Annotated in this window: 17 protein-coding genes and 1 riboswitch; of the genes, 7 read left to right on the forward strand and 10 right to left on the reverse strand. The window is 71.4% G+C overall.

Going from position 1 to position 17,889, the window contains the following annotated elements; genetic code table 11:
- Nucleotides 1–255: 255 nt before the first annotated feature.
- From ACF1AK_RS01425 to ACF1AK_RS01435, 3 genes are all read right to left on the reverse strand, one after another.
- Nucleotides 256–1,299, reverse strand: a complete 1,044-nt coding sequence (locus tag ACF1AK_RS01425; protein ID WP_391496729.1) for an NlpC/P60 family protein — start codon at nucleotides 1,297–1,299, stop codon at nucleotides 256–258.
- Between the two features lie 209 nt (nucleotides 1,300–1,508).
- Complete coding sequence (locus ACF1AK_RS01430; RefSeq protein ID WP_391496730.1) at nucleotides 1,509–3,026, reverse strand: NYN domain-containing protein; 1,518 nt, start codon at nucleotides 3,024–3,026, stop codon at nucleotides 1,509–1,511.
- Nucleotides 3,027–3,161: 135 nt separating this feature from the next.
- On the reverse strand, nucleotides 3,162–3,425 hold the full coding sequence (locus tag ACF1AK_RS01435; RefSeq protein ID WP_380294384.1) for a hypothetical protein: 264 nt from the start codon (nucleotides 3,423–3,425) through the stop codon (nucleotides 3,162–3,164).
- Nucleotides 3,426–3,627: 202 nt separating this feature from the next.
- On the opposite strand from ACF1AK_RS01435, the gene ACF1AK_RS01440 reads away from it, so the two are divergent.
- Together ACF1AK_RS01440 and ACF1AK_RS01445 are read left to right on the forward strand one after the other, a co-directional pair.
- Nucleotides 3,628–4,476 (forward strand): rhomboid family intramembrane serine protease, encoded by an 849-nt coding sequence (locus tag ACF1AK_RS01440; protein WP_391496731.1) that lies wholly within the window; start codon nucleotides 3,628–3,630, stop codon nucleotides 4,474–4,476.
- On the forward strand, nucleotides 4,473–4,754 hold the full coding sequence (locus tag ACF1AK_RS01445) for an Lrp/AsnC ligand binding domain-containing protein (RefSeq protein ID WP_350566755.1): 282 nt from the start codon (nucleotides 4,473–4,475) through the stop codon (nucleotides 4,752–4,754). Before ACF1AK_RS01440 ends, ACF1AK_RS01445 begins: the two co-directional genes overlap by 4 nt.
- Before the next feature lie 48 nt (nucleotides 4,755–4,802).
- Here ACF1AK_RS01445 and ACF1AK_RS01450 read toward each other — a convergent pair whose 3' ends face one another.
- From ACF1AK_RS01450 to ACF1AK_RS01460, 3 genes are all read right to left on the reverse strand, one after another.
- Nucleotides 4,803–6,167 (reverse strand): aminotransferase class V-fold PLP-dependent enzyme, encoded by a 1,365-nt coding sequence (locus ACF1AK_RS01450; protein WP_391496732.1) that lies wholly within the window; start codon nucleotides 6,165–6,167, stop codon nucleotides 4,803–4,805.
- Nucleotides 6,168–6,218: 51 nt separating this feature from the next.
- Nucleotides 6,219–6,336, reverse strand: a riboswitch (SAM riboswitch).
- Nucleotides 6,337–6,444: 108 nt separating this feature from the next.
- Complete coding sequence (trpD, locus tag ACF1AK_RS01455; protein ID WP_391496733.1) at nucleotides 6,445–7,521, reverse strand: anthranilate phosphoribosyltransferase; 1,077 nt, start codon at nucleotides 7,519–7,521, stop codon at nucleotides 6,445–6,447.
- Nucleotides 7,522–7,677: 156 nt separating this feature from the next.
- Nucleotides 7,678–8,103, reverse strand: a complete 426-nt coding sequence (locus ACF1AK_RS01460; RefSeq protein WP_380294388.1) for a hypothetical protein — start codon at nucleotides 8,101–8,103, stop codon at nucleotides 7,678–7,680.
- 393 nt (nucleotides 8,104–8,496) lie between these two features.
- Between ACF1AK_RS01460 and ACF1AK_RS01465 the strand changes: the two genes are divergently transcribed.
- The 5 genes from ACF1AK_RS01465 (at nucleotide 8,497) to ACF1AK_RS01485 (ending at nucleotide 13,372) form a co-directional block, all read left to right on the forward strand.
- Nucleotides 8,497–9,117, forward strand: a complete 621-nt coding sequence (locus tag ACF1AK_RS01465) for a heme-copper oxidase subunit III (protein WP_380284790.1) — start codon at nucleotides 8,497–8,499, stop codon at nucleotides 9,115–9,117.
- Nucleotides 9,118–9,304: 187 nt separating this feature from the next.
- On the forward strand, nucleotides 9,305–10,114 hold the full coding sequence (locus tag ACF1AK_RS01470; protein ID WP_380294390.1) for a c-type cytochrome: 810 nt from the start codon (nucleotides 9,305–9,307) through the stop codon (nucleotides 10,112–10,114).
- Nucleotides 10,115–10,122: 8 nt separating this feature from the next.
- The gene (locus tag ACF1AK_RS01475) at nucleotides 10,123–11,181 is read left to right on the forward strand and encodes a Rieske 2Fe-2S domain-containing protein (RefSeq protein WP_391496734.1); all 1,059 of its coding nucleotides are present in this window, start codon (nucleotides 10,123–10,125) and stop codon (nucleotides 11,179–11,181) included.
- Nucleotides 11,178–12,836, forward strand: coding sequence for a cytochrome bc complex cytochrome b subunit (locus tag ACF1AK_RS01480; RefSeq protein WP_391496735.1), 1,659 nt, complete (start codon nucleotides 11,178–11,180; stop codon nucleotides 12,834–12,836). The genes ACF1AK_RS01475 and ACF1AK_RS01480 overlap by 4 nt, the downstream gene beginning before the upstream one ends.
- Nucleotides 12,837–12,988: 152 nt before the next feature.
- Complete coding sequence (locus tag ACF1AK_RS01485) at nucleotides 12,989–13,372, forward strand: GntR family transcriptional regulator (RefSeq protein ID WP_391496736.1); 384 nt, start codon at nucleotides 12,989–12,991, stop codon at nucleotides 13,370–13,372.
- Nucleotides 13,373–13,379: 7 nt separating this feature from the next.
- Here ACF1AK_RS01485 and ACF1AK_RS01490 read toward each other — a convergent pair whose 3' ends face one another.
- The 4 genes from ACF1AK_RS01490 to coxB form a co-directional block, all read right to left on the reverse strand.
- Nucleotides 13,380–14,639 (reverse strand): Ig-like domain-containing protein, encoded by a 1,260-nt coding sequence (locus tag ACF1AK_RS01490; protein ID WP_391496737.1) that lies wholly within the window; start codon nucleotides 14,637–14,639, stop codon nucleotides 13,380–13,382.
- A gap of 174 nt (nucleotides 14,640–14,813) precedes the next feature.
- Nucleotides 14,814–15,230 (reverse strand): cytochrome c oxidase subunit 4, encoded by a 417-nt coding sequence (locus ACF1AK_RS01495; RefSeq protein ID WP_391496738.1) that lies wholly within the window; start codon nucleotides 15,228–15,230, stop codon nucleotides 14,814–14,816.
- A complete protein-coding gene (ctaD, locus tag ACF1AK_RS01500) occupies nucleotides 15,230–17,005 on the reverse strand; it encodes a cytochrome c oxidase subunit I (RefSeq protein ID WP_391496739.1) in 1,776 nt (591 codons plus the stop codon). The genes ACF1AK_RS01495 and ctaD overlap by 1 nt, the downstream gene beginning before the upstream one ends.
- Nucleotides 17,002–17,856, reverse strand: coding sequence for a cytochrome c oxidase subunit II (gene coxB / locus ACF1AK_RS01505; RefSeq protein ID WP_380294396.1), 855 nt, complete (start codon nucleotides 17,854–17,856; stop codon nucleotides 17,002–17,004). Before coxB ends, ctaD begins: the two co-directional genes overlap by 4 nt.
- Nucleotides 17,857–17,889: the final 33 nt, after the last annotated feature.

Below are 17,889 nucleotides of genomic sequence, written 5' to 3' on the forward strand. Positions count from 1 at the left end.
TCGAGGCACGACCCTAGTAACAGATCCGTGATCCGTTCAAATCCTTGTCAGAAAAAAGTCGGAAGAATACCCAAGTTCCCTTGTGAAAATGACGGAACGTGATCACACCCCCACGTCGGGCTGATCATTCCCCGTCAGCCGGTCGAATGCGCGGCCGAAACGTCAGCGCCACCCCCGAGTGGAGGTGGCGCTGATCACAGGAGCCGGGACGGGCCACCCGGGCGTGTCGTGGCGACCCGTCAGACCGGCCGGCCGTCAGACCCGGCGGATCGTGTTGATCTTCATGGCGTCGGCCTTCATCACCTTCACCACGTCACCGGTGCGCGGCGCGTGCACCACCATGCCGTTGCCGATGTACATGCCGACGTGGCTGCGGTCGTCGCGGTAGATGACCAGGTCGCCCGGCTGGGCCTCGGCCAGGGAGGGCACCCGGGTGCCGTAGTTGCCCTGGGCCTGCGAGGTGCGCGGCAGCGAGACGCCGGCCTTGCCGTACGCCCAGACCATCAGGCCGGAGCAGTCGAAGGTGTTCGGGCCGGAATCGCCCCAGCCGTAGGGCGAGCCCTGCTTGCTCATCGCGAGGGCGACCGCGGAGCCCGCCTTGCCGCTCGCCTGCGGCAGGCTGCCCAGGTCGGTGCGCTCCGAGCCGCGGGAGGCGCGGTCGGCCTGCTGCTGGGCCGCCTTCAGGGCCGCGCGGTCGGCGGCGCTGAGCGAGTTCAGCAGCTCCTGGGCCTCCCGGAGCTTCTTGTTGACCTCGGCCTTGGTCTGGTTCAGGTCCTTGGTGGTGCTGTCCAGCGAGGCCAGCACGGCGGCGGCCTCGGCCTTCTGCTGGTCGAGCCGGCGCTGCTGGTCCTGCAGGCCCTTGAGCGCCTCGGCCTGGCTGGAGCTGGCCTGCTGGACGCTGGAGGCCTTGTCCAGGTAGCCGGACGGGTCGGAGGTGAGCATCAGCTGCACGGACGGGTCGATGCCGCCGGTGCGGTACTGCTCGCCCGCCACCTCGGCCAGCCCGGCCTGAAGCTGGGTCATCTGCTCCTGGCCGCGGGCCACCTGGTCCTGCAGCTGGTCCGCCTGCTTGCGCAGTTGGTCCGCGCGCTCCTTGGCGCCGTTGTACTTCTCGGTGGCCTGCTCGGCCTCTTCCTGCAACTGGTCGATCTGCGCCTTGACGTCGTCCTTCTTGGGCGACGGACTGGGCGCGGCGTGGGCGGCGACCTGGGCGGAGAGGGCGACCGCGGTCGCAGCGGCAGCGGTGAGCACGGAGACCCGCGCGCGGCTCGGCTGCTTGGGACGGCGGTGGGAGGCCAAGGGACCGGCTCCTTCTTCCAATGGCCCCACCCGAACGGGTGAGAATCCGGAAAATAGGTTTGACGCCAGACCCTAGTGAAGATCCACGCTTCGCGCCACTCCCCCGTTCGCGTGAACCCGAACCGCCCATCTGACTTCACAGAATTCGCACATCACGGCAATCCCGGCGCTGACCAGCCGTCATACCGGCCGGGCCGCCCCGGGAGCGGCTACGGCCGGGCCAGCCGGTTCAGCAGCAGCACCGACGCGACGGGGCGCGCACCGGCCTTCCGCACGCCCTCCGCGACCTCCCGGTCGGTGGAGACCACCACCACCGGGCGCCCCTGCGGCTCGGCCCGGACCAGCCGGCGGATCAGCTCGTCCGCCGTCTCCCCGGTCCGGCTGAACCGCACCCGCACCCCGCGCGGCGGCGCCATGATCACCGGCACGTCCAGGTCCTGGCCGTCGAACACACAGGTGACCTCCGCCTGGGTGCGCTGGGCCAGCATCGCCAGCCCGCCCAGCAACCGGATCCGCTGCTGCTCCAGCGGCAGCGTCGGATAGCCCGTCTTGGTCACGTTGTAGCCGTCCACCACCAGATGGACCTGCGGGATCGCCAGCAGCTGGTCCAGCAGCGCCGGATCGTCCTCGGCCAGGCCGCGGCGCGCCACGTCGTGCGGCGAGGCCGCCCCCGGCACCACCGCCTCCACCAGGTCCGCCGGGCGGATCTGGGACACCGGCAGCGCCAGCTCCCGCTGCAGCCCCTGCGCCGACTGCAGCACGGTGTCCAGCAGCAGCCGCAGCCGCATGTCCTCGACGCTGCGCCCCTCGCGGGCCGACCGGCGGCCCTGCTCGGCGGCGTTCTCCAGCTCCGTGATCCGGTGCCGCAGCCGGCGCGCCTCGGTCTCCGCCGCGCTCCGCTCGGCCGCCGCCTGCGCCCGGAGCGCCTCCAGCTCGCCCGTCACCTTGCGGGTCTCCGCCTGCGCCCGGCGGGTGTCGCTCTCCAGCGACCGCAGCCGGCGGCGCAGCGAGTCGGCCTCCCGCCGGACGTCCTCCGACTCGGCCCGCTGGCGCTCCAGGTCGCTGCGCGCCGCGGCGCGCAGCTCGGCCAGCTCGGCCTGCAGCTTCTCCACCAGCCGGGCCGCCTCGGCCGCCGCACCCTCGGCGCCCGCCCGCTCGGCCTCCTCGCCGACCGCGGCCACCAGCCGGCTCCACCCGGCGGAGCGCACCAGATAGGCGGCCGCCGCCACGTCCATCGGGTCGGCGGCGCCCGGCACGGTGCCCGACTCCAGCGCCTTGACGAGGTCCGGCTGGCCCAGCCGCAGCCGCTCCGCTATCCGCGACCGGAAGGCCGGCTCCGCCTCCAGCGCCGCCGCCAGCGCGGTCGCCGCGTACTTGGCCCGGCGCGCGGGGGTGAACTTGGCGTACTGGCGCAGCGACTGGGGCAGCTCCCCGAGCGGCAGCCCGCCGAGCGCGTCGGAGGCGAGACCCACCACGCGCCGGCGCACGCCCTCGGGCAGCGGCCGGTCCAGCGTCTCGGCGCTGCCCGCCGCGCCGGCCCCGGCGTCCGCCGTCCGCGGCGCCCGCCCGTCGACGGCTGCCGCCGGGTCGTCACCGCCGCCGGACTCCTCGCCGGCGGCCGGGGCGTCGGTGCCGGAGGGGGCGGCCCCTGCCGCGTCCGGCGCCTGCGCGTCCACAGCGGGCTGCCGCCCCTGCGGCCCGGCGGGCTCCTTCGCTGCGTCCACCACGTCCTCGGCTCCGATCCTGGTCCAGCGGGGTACGGCCCCCGGCCGCCGCCCCCGTCGCACTCCGTGCGTTCTCTCTGTATTGTCCCGTGCGGCGAGCGGCCACGCCCCGCACCGCCCGCCGCACGGATCAGGCGGTCAGGCCTGCTCGACGGCCTCGGCGCCGTCGGCCGCGCCCGGGCGGGCGACCAGCTCGACCTGGTCCACCGCGTTGCACCAGCGACAGCGCACCGACTCGACGGTCTCGCTGTGCACCTGGGTCTCCTCGACCTTGGACTCGCCGGCCAGGTCGAAGTGGAGGAACTCGGTGACCCGGGCGGTCCGGGTCACGTCGAAACGGGTCAGGTTGCCGCAGAGCGTGCAGCGCCAGCGCGTCTCGGCGGTCAGAGCGGGGACGGTCATCGGGGGTCCTCTCGGGTGGTCCCTGAACGGGCTCAGGCGCTCCCCCCGGAGCCCCGGCGTCGGCGGCGGGAGGCGGGAATGCCCGCCCCAAGCCTATTGCCTGGGGCAACCTTCACGGCCACCGGCCGACCCACCGCCACCGGGTAGCCCACCTGCCGCAACCACGCGGTGCCCGCCCCGTCCCGGGGGGATGCTGGGGCTCATGGCGCTCCCGGTCCTGCCCGCCCCTGCCGGCACCCGCCGCGGCCGGCCGGCCGCCGGCGCCCCGGCCGTCTGCTACGCCCTGATCGCGCTCAACACCGCGGTGTTCCTGCTCGGACCGGCCGCCGGGCTCAACCCGCTCTACGGCCGCGGCCAGGCCCGGGTCTGCGCGGAGCAGCGCTACGAGCAGCGCTGGGGGGCCGTCCCCGCCGAGCTGCTGACCGGACACCCGCTGACCGCCGGCCAGCTCGCCGAGGCCCCCGACCCGGTGCCGGGCTGCCCGGCCGCGCCCACCCCGGGCAAGCACCCGGCGCTGTCGGTGCTCAGCGCGCTCTTCCTGCACGCCGGCTGGCTGCACCTGCTCGGCAACCTGCTCTTCCTGCACGTCTTCGGCCCGGCCGTGGAGCGGCGGCTGGGGCGCGCCCGGTTCCTCCTCTTCTACCTGGCGTCCGGGGCGCTCACCACCTACGGCTTCGCCCTGGCCGAGGCGCACTCGGCGGACGCGACCAGGGTGCTGATCGGCGCGTCCGGGGCGATCTCCGCCGCGCTCGGCGCCTATCTGCGCCTCCACCCGCGGGCTCGGGTCACCACCCTCGTGCCGCTGCTGCTCTTCCTGCCGCTGCGCTTCCCGGCGTGGCTGGTGCTGGGGCTCTGGTTCGCCCTCCAGTGGTGGTCGGTGCACTCCGCCGGGCCCGGGGTCGCGTACCTGGTGCACGTCATCGGGTTCGCGTCCGGTTTCCTCTACGCCTGCACCCTCACCGGGCGCCGTCCCCGCGCCACCCGCCCCCGCGACGGCACCGGCGGCGCCCGATACGCTGGCGGCACCTCACAAAGGAGTACGCCACCGTGATCACCGCCATCGTCCTGATCAAGACCAGCGTCGACCGCATCCCGGAGATCGCCGAGGCGATCGCCGCCATCGAGGGCGTCAGCGAGGTCTACTCGGTGACCGGCGGCTACGACCTGGTCGCGATGGTGCGGGTGGGCCGGCACGACGACCTCGCCGAGGTGATCCCCGGCCGGCTCAACAAGGTCCCGGGCGTGGCCCACACCGAGACCCAGATCGCCTTCCGCACCTACTCCCAGCACGACCTGGAGGCCGCGTTCGCGATCGGCCTGGACGAGTAGGACCGCACGGGCGGGCCGGGGCGGCGGGCCCGGAGGCCGGGCCCCCGCTCAGCCCTCCCGGCGGGTGTCCGCGACGCAGCGGCCGCCCTCGTTGCGGTAGGTCCAGGCCGCGCCGTCCGTGACCAGCTCGCGGACGGCCTTCAGGAAGCGGTCCACGTGCTCGTCCGGGGTGCCGGCGCCGAAGCTCACCCGGATCGCGTTCAGGCTGCGCTCGCCGGGCAGCGAGGGCTCCGGGGCTCCGCACTCCGAGGGCGCGGCCTCCTCGTCGCCGAGCAGGGTGCGCACCAGCGGGTGGGCGCAGAACAGGCCGTCGCGGACCCCGATGCCGTACTCGGCGGACAGCGCGGCCGAGAAGTGCGAGCTGTTCCAGCCCCGGACGACGAAGGAGAGCACGCCCACCCGGTCCGAGTCGGCGCCGAACAGGTTCAGCACCCGCACCTCGGGGATCTCGGCCAGCCCGGCCTTCAGCCGCGCGACCAGCGCGCGCTCGCGGGCCTCCAGGGCGTCGAAGCCGGCCTCGGTGAGCGCCCGGCAGGCCGAGGCGATCGCGTAGACGCCGATGACGTTGGGCGAACCGGCCTCGTGCCGGGCCGGACCGGTGTGCCACTGCACGGCGACCGAACCGTCGGCCTCCCGGGCCACCGTGCGGGTGGCGCCGCCGCCGGCCAGGTAGGGGTCGGCGGCGTCCAGCCAGTCGGCCCGGCCGGCCAGCACCCCGGCGCCGAACGGGGCGTACAGCTTGTGGCCGGAGAAGGCGATCCAGTCGACGTCCAGCTCGCGCACCGAGACCCGGTGGTGCGGGGCCAGCTGCGCGGCGTCCAGCACCACCCGGGCGCCGTGGCGGTGGGCGGTGCGGGTCAGCTCGGCGACCGGCCAGAGCTCGCCGGTGACGTTGGAGGCACCGGTGACGCAGAGCAGCTTCGGGCCCTCGGGCGCCTGCGCCAGCGCGGCGTCGAAGGCGGCGACCGCCTCGGCGTGCGAGCGGGGGGCGCGCAGGTAGGTGACCGGCAGGCCGGCGTGCGCCCAGGGCAGCAGCGAGGCGTGGTGCTCGGTCTCGAAGGCGAACACCTGCGTCCCGGCCGGGACGGCGCCGGCCAGCAGGTTGAGCGAGTCGGTGGTGGCGCGGGTGAAGACCACCTGGTCGCCCTCGCGCAGGTCGAGGAACTCGGCGACGGTGCGGCGGCTCTGCTCGAACAGGTCGGTGGAGAGCTGCGACAGGTAGCCGGCGCCGCGGTGCACGCTGCCGTAGTAGGGGGCGTAGGCGGCGACGTCGTCCCAGACCCGCTGGAGCGCCGGGGAGCTGGCGGCGTAGTCGAGCGCCGCGTAGTCGACCTTCTCGCCGTTGGCCAGCGGGACCTGGACGTCGTGACCGAGGACGGCGAGGGGGGCGCAGAGGGAGGTCGAGAGGGACATGGGGATGCACTCCTGTACGGGTCAGGGACCCCGGGAGTGCGATCGGTCCGGCGTCCGCGCTTGCCACGCGGACCAATCGCCACGTGACCCGGTCCTCACCCAGGGCACCCCGCCACGGACGGAGGGTTGCCGGACAGCCAGCTGGGGCTTGACGCTGTCGCTCATGACCTGACGAAGACTTTAGGTCGCGTCCCTCCCGTGGTCAAACGGGCGTCCGCATCCCGGACATGCGCCGGGGCCCGCCGGGGAGAACCCCCGGCGGGCCCCGACTGCCGTGTCACGCCCGGGCGGTGGCCTCGGACCAGTGCTTCAGCAGGTCCTGCGCGGCACCCGAGTCGATGGCCGCCGCGGTGCGCCGCATCGCCGCCCCGAGCTGCTCGGCGAGCGGCGCGCCGCTCAGGTCGAGGGCCACCAGCGCGGCCGCCGAGTTCAGCACCACCGCGTCGCGCACCGGACCGCGCTCCCCCGCCAGCAGCCGGCGCGCGACGTCCGCGTTGTACACCGGGTCCCCGCCGCGCAGCGCCTCGATGCCGACCGGCTCGATGCCGACCTCGCGCGGGTCGAAGGAGGTCTCGGTGACCGCCCCGTCCCGGACGATCCAGACCCGCGAGGTGGTGGTGATGGTCAGCTCGTCCAGCCCGTCGTCGCCCCGGAAGACCAGTGCGCTGGCTCCGCGCTGCGCCAGCACCCCGGCGATCAGCCCGGCGAGCCGGGTGTCGAAGCAGCCGACGGCGTGCGCCGTCACCCGGGCCGGGTTGGTGAGCGGGCCGAGGATGTTGAAGGCGGTCGGCACCCCGAGCTCGCTGCGGGCCGGGCCGGCGTACCGCATCGACGGGTGGAAGGTCGCCGCGAAGCAGAAGGTGAGCCCGACCTCCTCGGCCACCTCGGCGACCCGGCGCGGCCGCAGGTTCAGGCTGATGCCCAGCTTCTCCAGCACGTCCGAGGAGCCGCTGGCCGAGGAGGCGGCCCGGTTGCCGTGCTTGACCACCTTGGCGCCGGCCGCCGCGGCCACGATCGCCGACATCGTCGAGATGTTGACGGTCTTGGCCCGGTCGCCGCCGGTGCCGACGATGTCCACCGCCGGGCCGGGGATGGTCAGCGGCTCGGCGTGCGCGTACATCGAGTCGACCAGTCCGGAGATCTCGTCGACCGTCTCGCCCTTGGCCCGCAGCGCCACCATGAAGCCGGCGATCTGCACCGGGGAGGCCTCCCCGCTCATGATCCGGTCCATCGCCCACGCGGTGGCCGCGCGGTCGAGGTCCTCCCCCCTCAGCAGCGCCGACAGGATGTCCGGCCAGGTGCGGACCACCTGCGCGGGCTCGCTACCGCCGTTCGCAGGGTGCACGTTCACCATGGCTGACTCCAGCTCTCGCTCCCCGCGGACGGGGAAGGACGTAGGGACGTCAGTCAGCCTATCGAGCGGCGGGGTGCCGGGGCCCCGCCGTTCACCCTTCTTCTCTGGTGGTGAGACGCCGCAGCGGGACGCCGGGGCGGACCTCCGGGTCGCCGCCTAGCGCGCGGCGGGCGCCCGCTTGGCCATCCGGGCCCGCAGCAGGGTCGCGACGGCCTCCGCCAGCGCCACCGGGTCCACCGGCTGGGAGATCGCGGCGTCGGCCCGGCTCCAGGCCGCCAGCCAGGAGTCCTGCGGCCGGCCGATCAGCACCAGCAGCGGCGGGCAGCCGTAGATCTCGTCCTTCAGCTGCCGGGCGAGCCCGAGCCCGCCGGCCGGCACCGCCTCGCCGTCCAGGACGCAGAGGTCGATGCCGCCCTTCTCCAGCGCCTTGAGCACCGCCGGAGTGGTCGCGCACTCCAGGTACGCCAGCTCCGGAAGGTCCTCCGCGGGCCGCCGGCCGAGAGCGGTCAGCACCTGCTCGCGGGTGGTGCGGTCGTGGCTGTAGACCAGAACGGTCAACGTCTCGTCGGTCGTGTACGCCATGGGCCTGCTCCCTCACGTGTGATCCGGACCACGTTCGCCTCTCCCCGGATGCTACTCCCGATCACCCGCCGCCGAACCCTTCCCGCGAGATCCCTCCCGACCCGCCGCGCCCGCGACTGGTCCGGGCGGAGCACGCCGCGTCACCCCCGCCCGCCCGGACCACCCGTACGGCGGACGAACGGTCTCTCCCCTTACTACCGACGGCCCCGCGAGGCCGCCGCGACACGCCGCCAGAGGCCCCGAAGGGCCCCTTCGAGGAACCGTCAGAAAAGGGACACCGGGCTGCTCAGCAGGGGTACGGACGGCCGTTCGGGTGCCAGGGGGGCATACCGCACGCACCGGACACTCCGAGGGACACCCCCCGGCGTGAAGACGGAATAAGGGACCGACATAATGTCCGTCGTGGCGACAGCAACAGCAGTAGAAACCGGGCACGCGCACGGATCGGTCAACCGGCCGAACATGGTCAGCGTCGGAACGATCGTCTGGCTCAGTTCCGAGTTGATGTTCTTCGCGGCCCTCTTCGCGATGTACTTCACGCTCCGCTCCGTCAAGGGGCCGGAGTTCTGGACCGAGAAGGCGCACGCCCTCAACGTGCCCTTCTCCTCGGTCAACACCACGATCCTGGTGCTCTCCTCGCTCACCTGCCAGCTCGGCGTCTTCGCCGCCGAGCGCGGGGACGTGAAGAAGCTCCGCTCGTGGTTCGTCCTGACCTTCGTGATGGGCGCGATCTTCATCGGCGGCCAGATCTTCGAGTACACCGAGCTGGTCAAGAAGGACGGCCTCTCGCTGTCCTCGGACCCGTACGGCACGGTGTTCTACCTGACCACCGGCTTCCACGGTCTGCACGTGACGGGTGGTCTGATCGCCTTCCTGCTGGTCCTGGGACGGACGTACGCAGCCAAGCGCTTCACTCACGAGCAGGCCACCGCCGCCATCGTGGTGTCGTACTACTGGCACTTCGTCGACGTCGTGTGGATCGGCCTGTTCGCGACCATCTACCTGATCAAGTAACCAGCTGATCAGGTCGCTGGCCACCGGCCTCGGGTCCCGCCCTCACCGGCGACGGCCCGATTTCGCCGGTGCCGACGCTCCCACCGACCGACCGCGCGCGCAGCCCTAGACAGGCAGCCTCGTGCCGGCCAGACCGGCCGCCGGGTGCACCCACCAGTCGACCAGATCCTGACACCGGGGTTATTCCGTGAAAAAGCTCTCCGCACGACGGCGCCACCCACTGGCGGCGCTGGTCGTCCTACTTCTCGCCCTGGCGGCAACCGGGGGGCTGTACGCCGCGTTCGCGCCCGCCGACAAGGCGCAGGCCGACGTCGCCGCGCAGTCGCTCGCGATCGACGAGGGCAAGAAGCTCTTCGCCGTGGGCTGCTCCTCCTGCCACGGCCTGAACGGCCAGGGGTCCAGCGACGGTCCGAGCCTGGTCGGCGTCGGTTCCGCCGCGGTGGACTTCCAGGTGGGCACCGGCCGCATGCCGGCCCAGCAGCCCGGCGCCCAGGTGCCGCGCAAGCCGAACATCTACTCGCAGGCGGAGATCGACCAGCTCGCCGCCTTCGTCGCCTCGCTCGGCCCCGGCCCGGTGACGCCGACCGATGAGCAGCTCACCTCGACCAACCCCGAGGACCTCGCCAAGGGTGGCGAGCTGTTCCGCACCAACTGCGCCCAGTGCCACAACTTCTCCGGCCAGGGCGGTGCCCTCACCCAGGGCAAGTACGCCCCGTCGCTGGAGGGCGTGGACGCCAAGCACATCTACGAGGCCATGCAGACCGGCCCGCAGAACATGCCGTCGTTCCCGGACAGCACCATGCCCGAGGAGCAGAAGAAGCAGATCGTGGCCTTCGTCCGCCACACCACCAACGATGAGCCCAACCCCGGCGGTCTCACGCTCGGCAGCCTCGGTCCGGTGACCGAGGGCCTGTTCGGCTGGATCTTCGGTCTCGGCGCGCTCATCCTGGTCGCGATCTGGGTCGCCGCCCACACCACCAAGGCCAAGAAGTCATGAGCCACGACATGTCAGAAGAGAAGCTCCCGGAGTCGCACGGCTCCGCCGGGCACCACGAGGTGGCCGCCCACGGCGACCCGTTCGCCGACCCCGGTCTGCCGGCCCACGAGCCGCGCCGCACCGACATCGACGAGCGGGCCGCCAAGCGGGCCGAGCGCCAGGTGTCGCTGATGTTCGTCGTGTCGATGATCGCCACCGTCGGCTTCATCGCCTCGTACGTGGCCATCGACCCGGACAAGATCGTCTACATCTGGCCGCTGGGCCACGTCAGCGCGCTGAACTTCGCGCTCGGCATGACCCTGGGCCTCGCGCTGTTCCTCATCGGTGCCGGTGCGGTCCACTGGGCCCGCACCCTGATGTCGGACCACGAGATCCCGGCCGAGCGTCACCCGATCGAGGCCGACGACGAGGTCCGCGCGGACGTCATCGAGCAGTTCAAGACCGGTGCCGCGGAGTCCGGCTTCGGCCGCCGCAAGATGATCCGCAACACCCTCATCGGTTCGATGGCGCTGGTCCCGCTCTCCGGCGTGGTCCTGCTCCGCGACCTGGGCCCGCTGCCCGAGGACAAGCTGCAGCACACCGGCTGGGACGAGGCCACCGAGGCCAAGCCGCTGCAGCTGATCAACATGAACACCAACCTGCCGATGAAGGCCGAGGACATCATCCAGGGGTCGCTGACCTTCGCGATGCCCGAGGGCCTGACCACGCACTCCGAGGACTTCCAGGTTCGCATCGCGAAGGACGCCCTCATGCTGGTGCGCATCGCGCCGGAGGACATCAAGGACGAGAAGTCCAAGGAGAAGGGTTTCGAGGGCATCCTCGCCTACTCCAAGATCTGCACCCACGTCGGCTGCCCGATCAGCCTGTACGAGCAGCAGACCCACCACGCGCTCTGCCCCTGCCACCAGTCGACCTTCGACCTGGCGGACGGCGCGCGCGTCATCTTCGGCCCGGCCGGCCACCCGCTGCCGCAGCTGAAGATCACCACTGACGAGAAGGGCTTCCTGGTCGCCCACGGCGACTTCGACGAAGCCGTCGGCCCGAGCTTCTGGGAGCGTGCTCGATGAGCAGTGCGAGCAGCACCACCTCCGGCGCCGCCAAGCCCGCCAGCACGCGCGCCAAGCCCGCGAACAAGTGGGAGCAGGCAGCGGACTGGACGGACGGCCGGCTGGGGATCTACTCCCTCGCCAAGGCCAACCTGCGGAAGATCTTCCCGGACCACTGGTCCTTCATGCTGGGCGAGATCTGCCTCTACACCTTCATCATCATCATCCTGACCGGCGTCTACCTGACGCTGTTCTTCAAGCCCTCGATGGGCGAGGTCATCTACGACGGCTCCTACGTGCCGCTCAAGGGCCTCCCGATGTCCGAGGCCTACGCCTCGACGGTCGACATCAGCTTCGAGGTGCGCGGCGGTCTGCTGGTCCGCCAGATCCACCACTGGGCCGCCCTGGTCTTCGTGGCGGCGATGCTCGTGCACATGATGCGGGTCTTCTTCACCGGCGCGTTCCGCAAGCCGCGCGAGATCAACTGGGTCTTCGGCTTCCTGCTGCTGGTCCTGGGCATGTTCGACGGCTTCTTCGGCTACTCGCTGCCCGACGACCTGCTCTCCGGCACCGGCATCCGCTTCATGGAAGGCGCGATCCTCGCCGTCCCGCTGGTGGGCACCTACATCCAGATGTTCCTGTTCGGCGGCGAGTTCCCCGGCACCGACATCGTGCCGCGGTTCTTCACCATCCACGTGCTGCTGATCCCGGGCATCATGCTGGGCCTGCTGGTCGCCCACCTGATCCTGGTCTTCTACCACAAGCACACCCAGTGGGCGGGCCCGGGCAAGACCGAGAAGAACGTCGTCGGCATGCCGCTGATGCCGGTCTACATGGCCAAGGCCGGTGGCTTCTTCTTCCTGGTGTTCGGCCTCATCGCCGTCATCTCGGCGATCGCCACGATCAACCCGGTCTGGTCGGTCGGCCCGTACCGCGCGGACCAGGTGTCCACCGACGCCCAGCCCGACTGGTACATGGGCTTCTCCGAGGGTCTGATCCGCCTCATGCCGGGCTGGGAGATCGGGCTGTGGGGCCACACCCTCAACCTGGGTGTCCTGGTTCCGCTGGCGATCTTCCCGCTGGTCCTGGTCTCGATCGCGGTCTACCCGTTCATCGAGGGCTGGATCACCGGCGACAAGCGCGAGCACCACATCCTGGACCGTCCGCGCAACGCCCCGGTCCGCACCGCGCTGGGCGCCGCCTGGATCAGCCTCTACCTGATCCTGCTGGTGGCCGGTGGCAACGACCTGTTCGCCACCCACCTCCACCTGTCGATCAACTCGGTCACCTACGCCGTCCGCGTCGGCTTCTTCGTCGTCCCGGTCGTGGTCTTCATCATCACCAAGCGCTGGTGCCTCGGCCTCCAGCGCCGTGACAAGGAGAAGGTGCTGCACGGCCGCGAGACCGGCGTCATCAAGCGCCTGCCGCACGGCGAGTTCATCGAGGTGCACGCCCAGCTGCCGCAGCAGGACCTGCACAAGCTCACCGCGCACGAGCAGGTGCAGCCGTTCGAGCTGCCGGCCCCGACGGACGAGAACGGCGTGGCCCGCAAGGCCGGCGTCCTCACCCGGACCCGGGCGAAGCTCTCCCGCGGCTTCTACGGCGAGGGCAGCCAGATCCCCAAGCCGACCGCCGAGGAGCATCACGAGATCACCAGCGGCCACGGCCACCACTGATCCCGTACGCACCCCCGCGTCGCACCCGAGGGCCGCTGACCAGAGTTCTTCTGGTCGGCGGCCCTCGGGCTTTGCCGTACCCGCCTCCCGTCCCCCGCACCGTCCCCCGTCCCCCGTCCCCCGTCCCCCGCACCGTCCGTCAGGAGTCCCCCGTGCAGCTGTCCGTCGACCCGGCCTCCGCCACTCCCCCGTACGAGCAGATCCGCGCCCAGATCGCCGAGCAGGCCCGCAGCGGCGAGCTGGCCACCGGGCTGCGGCTGCCCACCGTCCGCGCGCTGGCCGAGCGGCTCGGGCTGGCCGCCGGGACGGTCGCCCGCGCCTACCGGGAGCTGGAGGCGGACGGCGTGGTGGAGACCCACGGCCGGCGCGGCACCCTGATCGCCGCGACCGGCGACTCCGCGCACCGGCTGGCCGCGGCGGCCGCCGCCGAGTACGCCGAGCGGGCCCGGCGCCTCGGAGTGCCGCCGGCGGACGCCCTGCGCGTCGTGGAGGGCGCCCTGCGGGTGGCGTACCGGGACGACTCCGCGGCGGGCTGAGCGGCCCTCAGAGCTGCGGGGCGATCATTCCGGTGGCCGGCGCCCGGGTGGTCGGGGCGGTGGTGCTGACGGGCCCGCCCAGGGCGCTGTGCTTGACCCACTCGTTCCAGGCGACGTTCCAGTCGCCGAAGCCGTTGCCGAACGGCTCCATCGGCTTGCCGCGGCTGTTCACCACCGTCACCAGGTCCCCCACCCTGGTGTTCTGGTAGAACCAGCGGGCGTTGTCGGTGCTCATCCCGGTGCAGCCGTGGCTGACGTTCTCCACCCCCTGGGAGCCCACCGACCAGGGCGCGGCGTGCACGTACTCGCCGCTCCAGGTCACCCGGGTGGCCCACTCGACGTCGAGGTCGTAGGACTCCTGGCTGCCGGCCGCTATCCCGATCGTCTCGCCGCTCATCCGGACCTTGCGCTCCTGGCCCAGCACCACCTTGACGCCGTTGCGGGTGTCGAAGCCGGGCTTGCCGGTGGTCACCGGTATCGTCCGGACCACCTGGCCGTCACGCTTGAGGGTGAGCTCGTGGGCGGCCGCGTCCACCACGGTCTCGACGCGCTCGCCGATCCGCAGCGCCAGGGCGGCCCGGTCGCCGCCGTACAGGCCGTCGGAGATCCGGCTGCCGGTGGCCTCGAAGGCCAGGCTGACGGTGGTGCCGGTCGGCCAGTAGTCCTCGGGGCGGAAGTGCACGTTCTTGTCGTCCACCCAGTACCAGCCGCCGGTGACGGCCGGCTGCGAGACCACCGTCAGCGCGCGCTCGACCTCCTGGCGGGCCTGCGGGTCCTTCACGGCCTCGGAGAGCTGGACGGTGAGCGGCTGGCCCACGCCGTAGACGCCGGTGCCGGAGGAGTCCGGGCCGAGCTTGGCGGTCAGCAGGTGCTGGGCGGCCAGGGTGGAGAAGCCGGCCGTGGTCTCGCCGCGCCCGCCGAGGCCGTCGGCGGCGGCGATCCGCACCGTGTAGGCGGTGGCGGCCTTGAGCCGGCCGGTGGTCTGCCAGCTGCTCTGATCGTCCGAGAGCCTCCCGGCGACCACCCGGCCGTCCGGGCCGACCACGGTGACGTCGGTCAGCCGGCTGCCCGGCACGGCGGTCACCGTGAGCGGCTGGGAGGGGTCGGCCCCCTCGGTGGCGGACAGGTGCACCAGCTCCGCGGCGTCGACCTTGCGCACCACCTCGGCCGTGCCCCCGCCGCCGGAGGTGCAGCCGGCCAGCGGGACCAGTACGACGAGGGCCAGCGTGATGCCGCCGAGACCCGCTATTCCGCGTCTGTCGGCCATGACCGCCTCCCGGGGGTTTCGCACGATTGGTCAGATCGTAGGAACCGCGTCCGCCGGAGCGACAACCGAACGGGGCGCCGTTGGGCCGCGGGGGTGAGGCCGTCACTCCGGGGACGCAACAGGGCCGGGCATCCCGTGCGGGATGCCCGGCCCTGTGCCAGGGGGAACCGGTGCCTACTGGTTCTGGTTCTCGCCCCGGTAGAACTCGAAGACCCAACCGAACAGACCGATCAGGATGATCGGCAGCGACCAGAACATCAGCCACCAGCCGAAGATCACGCCGAGGAAGGCGAGCGCGCCGCCGATGGCCAGCGAGAGCGGCTGCCAGCTGTGCGGGGCGAAGAAGCCCAGCTCGCCGGAGTCGTCCGCGACCTCGGCCTCGGGGTTGTCACCCGCGCCGCTGTCCACCCGGCGGGCGGTGAAGGCGAGGTAGTAGCCGATGAAGGCGCACAGACCGAAGGCGAGGAAGAGCGCGGTGGTGCCCGCGGCCTCGATGCCGTGGTCGGAGTTGTTGGTCCACAGGCCGTAGGTGATCGCCATGGCCAGCACGAAGACCGAAAGGCCCAGGAAGATCTTGCCCTGTTCCTTCATCAGACGTCACCCTCCTTCTTGCCCTTGCCCAGCTGCGGGGCGTCGTACTTCGCCGGGGTCACACCGGCGAGGTGCTTGGCCGGCTCGCCGTGGTTCTCCAGGTAGTCCAGCGCGGCGATCTCCGGGTAGTGGAGGTCGAAGGCCGGGGATTCGGAGCGGATCCGGGGCAGGGTGAGGAAGTTGTGCCGCGGCGGCGGGCAGGAGGTCGCCCACTCCAGCGAACGGCCGTAGCCCCACGGGTCGTCGACCTCGATCTTCTCGCCGTACTTGGCGGTCTTCCAGACGTTGTAGAGGAACGGCAGGATCGACAGGCCGAGCAGGAACGAGCCGATGGTCGAGACGGTGTTCAGGGTGGTGAAACCGTCGGCGGCCAGGTAGTCGGCGTAGCGGCGGGGCATGCCCTCCGCGCCGAGCCAGTGCTGCACCAGGAAGGTGGTGTGGAAGCCGAAGAACAGCGTCCAGAAGGTGATCTTGCCGAGGCGCTCGTCCAGCATCTTGCCGGTCATCTTCGGCCACCAGAAGTGGAAGCCGGCGAACATCGCGAAGACGACGGTGCCGAAGACCACGTAGTGGAAGTGGGCGACGACGAAGTACGAGTCCGAGACGTGGAAGTCGATCGGCGGGGAGGCCAGCAGGACACCGGTCAGACCACCGAAGAGGAAGGTGACCAGGAAGCCGACGGTCCACAGCATCGGGGTCTCGAAGCTGAGCGAGCCCTTCCACATGGTGCCGACCCAGTTGAAGAACTTCACACCGGTCGGGACCGCGATCAGGAAGGTCATGAAGGAGAAGAAGGGCAGCAGCACCTGGCCGGTGACGTACATGTGGTGGGCCCACACCGTCACGGACAGACCGGCGATCGCGATGGTGGCCGCGATCAGGCCGGAGTAGCCGAACATCGGCTTGCGGCTGAAGACCGGGATAATCTCCGACACGATGCCGAAGAACGGCAGCGCGATGATGTAGACCTCGGGGTGGCCGAAGAACCAGAACAGGTGCTGCCAGAGCAGCGCACCGCCGTTGGCCGGGTCGAAGACGTGCGCCCCGAACTTGCGGTCCGCCTCCAGGGCGAACAGCGCGGCGGCCAGGACCGGGAAGGCCAGCAGGATCAGCACCGCGGTCAGCAGGACGTTCCAGGTGAAGATCGACATCCGGAACATCGTCAGGCCGGGGGCCCGCATGCAGATGATCGTGGTGATGAAGTTGACCGCACCCAGGATGGTGCCGAAGCCGGAGAAGGCCAGACCCATGATCCACATGTCGGCGCCGATGCCCGGCGAGCGGACCGCGTCCGACAGCGGCGCGTAGGCGAACCAGCCGAAGTCGGCGGCGCCCTGCGGGGTGAGGAAGCCGGCGACCGCGATCAGCGAGCCGAACAGGTACAGCCAGTAGGCGAACATGTTCAGACGCGGGAACGCGACGTCCGGGGCGCCGATCTGCAGCGGCATGATCCAGTTCGCGAAACCGGCGAAGAGCGGCGTCGCGAACATCAGCAGCATGACCGTGCCGTGCATCGTGAACGCCTGGTTGAACTGCTCGTTCGACAGGATCTGGGTCCCGGGACGAGCCAGCTCGGCGCGCATGACCAGCGCCAGGATGCCGCCGATCAGGAAGAACGCGAACGACGTCGCCAGGTACAGCGTGCCGATCGTCTTGTGGTCAGTGGTGGTGAGCCACTTGATGATGGTGGAACCCGGCTTCCGGGTCCGCTGCGCCCCGACCGTGACGGCCCCGGCGCCCCCGCCGGCCGCGGCGGGCTCGTTGAGGATGGTCACTTCTCTTCACTTCCCATGGTCGTGATGCCGGAGGGCACCGCGCCGGTCTGACCCTTGGCCCGCAGGTCCTTCAGGTGCTGGTCGTACTCGGCACGGTCGACGACCTTCACGTTGAACAGCATGCGCGAGTGGTCGACGCCGCAGAGCTCGGCGCACTTGCCCATGTACTCACCCTTGACGGTCGGGGTGACCTCGAACTTGTTGACCACACCCGGCACGACGTCCATCTTCATCATGAAGTTGATCGGCCAGAAGTCGTGGATCACGTCACGAGAGGTGAGGCGGAACTGCACCGTCTCGTCGACCGGCAGGTACAGCGTCGGCGGCTCGCCGGGGGTACCCACCTCGTACGCGGCCACCTGGCTGGTCGGGTCCGGGTTCTCGGTGTTCTCGTAGTTGAACGCCCAGCTCCACTGGAAGCCCACCACGTTGACGGTGTGCTGCGGCTTCTCGGAGACGGCGGTCAGCTTCGACTCGTCGCGGGCGACGAAGTAGAAGAGGACCGACACGATGATGATCGGGACCGCGGTGTAGAGCGCCTCGATGGGCACGTTGTACCGGGTCTGCGGGGGGACCTGCACGCCGGTGCGGCTGCGCCGGTGGAAGATCACGCTCCAGATGATCAGACCCCACATCAGTACGCCGACCACCAGCGCCGCGATCCAGGAGCCCTGCCACATGTGGAGGACCATCGGCCCTTCCTTGGTGACGGGGCTCGGGAGGCCAAGCCTGGGGAGGTCGTTGGCCGAGCAGCCGGTGGCGGTCGCGATGACGAGGCCCAGTGCCAGCGCCTGAGGCAGCTTCCGCCGCATCGTGCGCCGCGGCGAGCGGTCGGAGCCGTTGGGACTCACGTAGCGCCTTCCCGAAGTCTCGCCCGCCTTCGC

This window comes from Kitasatospora sp. NPDC015120, from assembly GCF_043080305.1.
GTDB lineage: Bacteria > Actinomycetota > Actinomycetes > Streptomycetales > Streptomycetaceae > Kitasatospora.